The 5,013-nt window shown below is 60.2% G+C and carries 5 protein-coding genes; 4 read left to right on the forward strand and 1 reads right to left on the reverse strand.

Annotation, left to right across the window (positions count from 1 at the left end; translation table 11 throughout):
- Window positions 1-197: 197 nt before the first annotated feature.
- On the reverse strand, window positions 198-872 hold the full coding sequence (locus tag Q4E95_RS11055) for a TetR/AcrR family transcriptional regulator (RefSeq protein WP_303383359.1): 675 nt from the start codon (window positions 870-872) through the stop codon (window positions 198-200).
- A 121-nt stretch (window positions 873-993) separates the two neighbouring features.
- On the opposite strand from Q4E95_RS11055, the gene Q4E95_RS11060 reads away from it, so the two are divergent.
- The 4 genes from Q4E95_RS11060 (at window position 994) to Q4E95_RS11075 (ending at window position 4,912) form a co-directional block, all read left to right on the forward strand.
- The gene (locus Q4E95_RS11060) at window positions 994-2,628 is read left to right on the forward strand and encodes a bifunctional 3-(3-hydroxy-phenyl)propionate/3-hydroxycinnamic acid hydroxylase (protein ID WP_303383360.1); all 1,635 of its coding nucleotides are present in this window, start codon (window positions 994-996) and stop codon (window positions 2,626-2,628) included.
- On the forward strand, window positions 2,625-3,719 hold the full coding sequence (locus Q4E95_RS11065) for a maleylacetate reductase (RefSeq protein WP_303383361.1): 1,095 nt from the start codon (window positions 2,625-2,627) through the stop codon (window positions 3,717-3,719). The genes Q4E95_RS11060 and Q4E95_RS11065 overlap by 4 nt, the downstream gene beginning before the upstream one ends.
- Window positions 3,712-4,608 (forward strand): dioxygenase, encoded by an 897-nt coding sequence (locus Q4E95_RS11070; RefSeq protein ID WP_303383362.1) that lies wholly within the window; start codon window positions 3,712-3,714, stop codon window positions 4,606-4,608. The genes Q4E95_RS11065 and Q4E95_RS11070 overlap by 8 nt, the downstream gene beginning before the upstream one ends.
- A gap of 115 nt (window positions 4,609-4,723) precedes the next feature.
- Entirely contained in the window at window positions 4,724-4,912 is a 189-nt protein-coding gene (locus Q4E95_RS11075; RefSeq protein ID WP_303383363.1) for a hypothetical protein, read from the forward strand.
- The last annotated feature ends 101 nt before the right edge of the window (window positions 4,913-5,013 follow it).

Raw genomic sequence — 5,013 nt, forward strand, 5'->3', positions numbered from 1 at the left:
CCGTTGGGGTCCTGGGTGCTTCCCTGGCGGGACTTCACAGGAAATCTCTTTAAGAGCGCATGAAGGCTCTCACCCACAGGTCACCGAGGGAGTGGTAGCCGTGAAACCCGCCCAGTACGGCGTGTTGGCGGCAGCCGTTCGGATCAGGACCCGATTCACTTCCACGACGGGTTGCGCCGGGTACTTACGAATCCAGGTCAATCCAGTCCTGGCAACGGTCGGGACACGATCTCACGGGCATCCTCCACGGAGACGCCCACCATCCGAAGCATGTGCTCGGCGAAGTGTTCCGCGAGTTCCTCTCGACCCTCACCCGAGTTCACCAGATTAATCGCGGACGCTTGTGCCCCAAACGTGCAGATGACAGCCAAATCGAGGTCCACCACGTCCAACCGCCCCGCTTTGACGCCTCGCTCCAAGTCTCGGCGACAGCGTGGGCCGAGCACTTCCACCACTATGGGATGGGCGACACCCAATTTCACGTAGATCCTGCCCCATAGTGGGTCGGAGAGCGCGTGACGGACGAGTAATCGCAAGGATGCCGCGTAGATCTCGGCCGGATCATCGGTGAATTGGGCCACTCGATCCAACCGGTCCCCCACCGAATCGATTTCAGCGTAGACCAACGTGCTCAGCAGATCCTCGAGAGACGGAAAGTAGTTGTAAATGGTCCCGGTGGCCAACTCTGCTGCGGCCGTTACATCAGCCATGGTGACGGCTGCCAGGCCTCGCTCAGCCACCAGATTGCGCGTTGCCGCCAACAACTTTGCTCGGGTTCGCGCCCGTCGCCGCCACTGCCGACCTCCGCCCAATCCCTCCACCGACGGTGGCGCGGATGTCTCTAAGCGGGCTTCAGAGGAGGCAGAACTCATGCCCACAGCTTACGTGAGCAGAGCCAGCAACATTCAATATTGAGGGTTGCGTCAATCTTGAGTATACCCTCATAATGAGATTCAGTTCACAATGGAGCTGACGTTTCTGACAGGAGCACTCATGACCATCCCTCCAACCAAGGCCATGCCGGTGGTGCCCACCACCGATACGGTTGCGGATTACGAAGCTGACGTAGCCATCGTCGGATACGGGCCCGTGGGCGCATTACTCGCACTGCAATTGGCACAGAACGGCCATAGTGTTGTAGCGGTGGACCGATGGCGAGAGCCCTACAAGCTACCCCGCGCTGTCACTTACGACCACGAAATTGCCCGCATCTTGGCGACCCTCGGCATTGATTCCGATAACGACGACGCCGTGGAACGCCACCCTGAGATTTACTACTGGAAGAACGCCGAAGGTAAAACCCTCCAGGAAGTGGATTGGGGCAGTGACAACCCGTCCGGTTGGGCTACGCGCTACTGGTTCTACCAACCGGAACTCGAGGAGCGACTACGGTCCATGGCCTCCCAGTACGAGCAAGTGACTCTCCTGCGTGGAATGCGCGTCACCCAGCTGACACAAGATCTCGACTCGGCCACCGTTGACGGCATCCAACTCCATGACGAAGGTGGCGCTCAACGCACTCGGATCAAGGCCAGGTACGTCATCGGCTGCGACGGCGCCAACAGCATTGTTCGCGACAGCCAAGAGATGGCTTACGAGGACCACGGCTACTTCTTCGATTGGCTCATCCTGGATATGAAGCCCACGGTCGGGCGCGACTGGTCCCCCGCCCACTGGCAACTGTGTGATCCGGCGCGTCCCACCACCATCGTTCCCGGCGGACCCGGGCGGCGCCGCTGGGAATTCATGGTGCTCCCGGGCGAGCAACCCTCCGAACTGGCCAGCCCGGAATCCGCCTGGAAGCTCCTGGAACCGTGGGACGTCACCCCGGACAATGCCGAACTCGAACGATCCGCGGTGTATCGCTTCCAGGCCCGATGGTCTGATGAATGGCGCAGGGGGCGGGCGTTGATTGCCGGGGATGCCGCGCACCTCATGCCGCCGTTTGCCGGCGAGGGGATGTGCGCCGGTGTTCGTGACGCCATTGCGTTGGGGTGGCGTTTGGATCTGGTACTTCGTGGCCTCGCGGGAGACGCACTCTTGGATTCTTACGGACCCGAGCGTCGCGAACACGTGAAGTCTTACGTCGAGTTTTCAATGGAACTCGGCAAAGTCATCTGCATCACCGACCCCGCGGCTGCCGCCGAGCGGGACAAGCATATGTTGGCGGAAATGGAGAACTACGACGGCACTCCAGTGAATACTGACATCGGCATTCTGGGCCCGGGACTGGGCGTGGAAGGTGACGCTCACGTGGGGGAACTGGCGCACCAGGGCGTGGTGGAGGGGTTCGGTAAACGGGGCCGTTTCGACGACGTGGTCGGTCGCGGGTGGATCATGATCGGCCTGGAGCACTCTCCGTGGGAGGCACTCACCGAGCAGCAACGGGCGACGCTGGAGCGGCTGGACGCCAAGGCCGTTCGGGTCGGCCCGGTGGGCAGTGATGCAGAGATTCATGACGTGGACGGCGTGTTTACCACGTGGCTGGGAGACATGGGCGTGAAGTACGTGGTGCTTCGTCCCGACTTCTACGTGGCAGCCTCCGCCACGGACGGCCAACACCTGCACCAGTCCGTCGACACCCTAATTTCCAGGTTGCACTTGACCGCTGAAGGAGAGACCAAATGACATCGTTCATTCACGACACCTTGGGCCAACGCGTCATCCTGGATGCGGGCAACGCGCCGGAACATTTACGTGCCGAGCTGGAACGCCTGGAGTGCTCCAATGTCATGTTGATCGCCTCGGAGTTCGAATCTGACCTCGCCGCGCAAGTGATGGGTGAGACTGACACGGCTCTGAATTGGGACGAAGTACGCCAACACGTTCCGGTAGAAAACGTTCAGCGTGCCCGCAGTGCAGCCGCAGAGGCAAACATAGACGTGCTCGTGAGTGTGGGTGGCGGTTCCACCACGGGTCTCGCCAAGGCTATTGCCCTCACTACTGGTTTGCCGATCATTGCCGTACCCACCACGTATGCGGGTTCCGAGGCCACACGCATGTGGGGCATGACCGAAGACCGAACCAAGTCAACGGGTTTGGACGACCGCGTTCTACCCAAGACTGTGATCTACGATTCCACGTTGACTTTGACGCTACCCGTTGAGTTGTCCGTGGCCTCTGGATTCAATGGGTTGGCGCACTGCATTGATTCCATGTGGGCCTCCAACACGGACCCTATTGCTCAGGCGATGGCGCTGGAAGGAATCCGCGCGCTCGCTCGTGGCCTGCCGCAAGTAGTAACCGACCCGAAGGATCTCAGCGGTAGAGACCAGTGCCTGTACGGTGCGTATCTTTCAGCCGTCTCATTCGCTTCCGCGGGATCAGGCCTCCACCACAAGATTTGCCACGTTCTGGGCGGCACTTTCGACCTGCCCCACGCGCAGACCCACGCCACGGTCCTGCCGCACGTCCTGGCTTTCAATGCCCCTTCAGTTCCCGAGATCGCCCGTCGGATTTCCCAGGCGCTCGACAACGGCGCCCCGTCTGACGAGCCGGCGCCAGCGGCGTCGTCGGCGTTGGAAAAACTGCGCGAGGCCACCAACGCACCGCGAGCCCTCCGGGATTTTGGAATGCCCGAGACCGGGATTGCCGAGGCCGTAGAACGCATTATGGGGGTGGTTCCGAAAGACAATCCCACGCCCGTGACCGAAGAGAATCTGAAAAATATGCTGCACGATGCGTGGTCCGGCGAAACCCCGGGAGGAAAGAATGAGTGAAACACCCAATAACAATGTGACTCATGAACAAAGTGGGCGGGAGCAGTTCGTCACGGATATTGCTTTGAAGTCTTTTGAGGATTCTCCCAATGATCGATTGAAAGACATCATGCAATCGCTGACCAAGCACCTGCATGATTTCGCGCGCGAGGTGCGTCTGACCGAAAACGAGTGGAATGCCGGTATCAAATTCCTGACGGATGCCGGACACATCACAACGGGCACTCGACAGGAATTCGTGCTTCTGTCAGATGTGCTGGGTGTATCCATGCAGACTATTGCCATCAACAATGAGGCCTACGAGAACGCCACCGAGGCCACCGTCTTCGGACCGTTCTTCGTGGAGGACGCGCCGGAAATCGACAACGGCGGTGACATGGCCTTTGGGGCAAAGGGTCAGCCCTGCTGGGTCGAAGGAACGGTGAAAGACACCGATGGCCATCCGCTGCCCGGTGCCCGCATCGAGGTGTGGGAATGTGACGAAGACGGCTTCTACGACGTTCAGTACAACGACGGCCGCACCGCGACCCGCGCGCACTTGTTTGCCGACGAGAACGGCGAATATAGATTCTGGGGCCTGACTCCTGTCCCCTACCCCATCCCCTACGACGGGCCGGTTGGTAAAATGCTCGACGCGGTGGGCCGGTCCCCAATGCGTGCCTCACACCTTCATTTCATGGTGTCCGCGCCGGAGAAGCACACTCTGGTCACGCACATCTTCGTCAACGGCTGCGAGTACCTGAAACGAGACACCGTGTTCGGAGTGAAGCCCTCCCTGATCAAAGACTTCGAACAGCAAACTGCAGGCACACCCACACCGGACGGCCGTGAACTGGACCGGGATTGGGCGCGCGTCCGCTTCGATATCGTGCTGCCGCCACAAAAGTAGGGGAGCTGCGACCTCCCGGCGATGGCCGTTGCACGGGTGGCACTCACCCGAAGATGCGTCCGAATCATGACAATTGTCAGTAGCGCCGCCCGCCAGTGGTTGGGACACTCAAGTCATGAAACGGCAAACTCTGGCTTTCGTTGCCCTGGTCATCACCATTCTCTACGGGGCGGGCTTTGCAGCCTTTGACACCTCCCAGGCTTATGCGGCCCTGGGAGGTGCCATTGTGGCCATCTCGTGGATTGCGGTGGGCGTCTTCGGTCGGAACACTCCACGAGAATCCCACCGTCCATTCGACAACTGACCGATCCCCACCTCACGCCCGTGTCCGAAAACCGCTAGTCCCACGGCCGGAAGCATGTCACTGTGGTGACATGAACTTTCAGGACATGAGCTTTGACCAGC

The sequence above is a fragment of the Kocuria sp. genome (genome assembly GCF_030536815.1).
Taxonomy (GTDB): Bacteria; Actinomycetota; Actinomycetes; order Actinomycetales; family Micrococcaceae; genus Kocuria; species Kocuria gwangalliensis.

Coding starts and splice junctions, on each gene's coding strand:
- Q4E95_RS11075 (WP_303383363.1), top strand. CDS start 4,724: ATGAAACGGCAAACTCTGGCTTTCGTTGCCCTGGTCATCACCATTCTC.
- Q4E95_RS11065 (WP_303383361.1), top strand. CDS start 2,625: ATGACATCGTTCATTCACGACACCTTGGGCCAACGCGTCATCCTGGAT.
- Q4E95_RS11055 (WP_303383359.1), bottom strand. CDS start 872: ATGAGTTCTGCCTCCTCTGAAGCCCGCTTAGAGACATCCGCGCCACCG.
- Q4E95_RS11070 (WP_303383362.1), top strand. CDS start 3,712: ATGAGTGAAACACCCAATAACAATGTGACTCATGAACAAAGTGGGCGG.
- Q4E95_RS11060 (WP_303383360.1), top strand. CDS start 994: ATGACCATCCCTCCAACCAAGGCCATGCCGGTGGTGCCCACCACCGAT.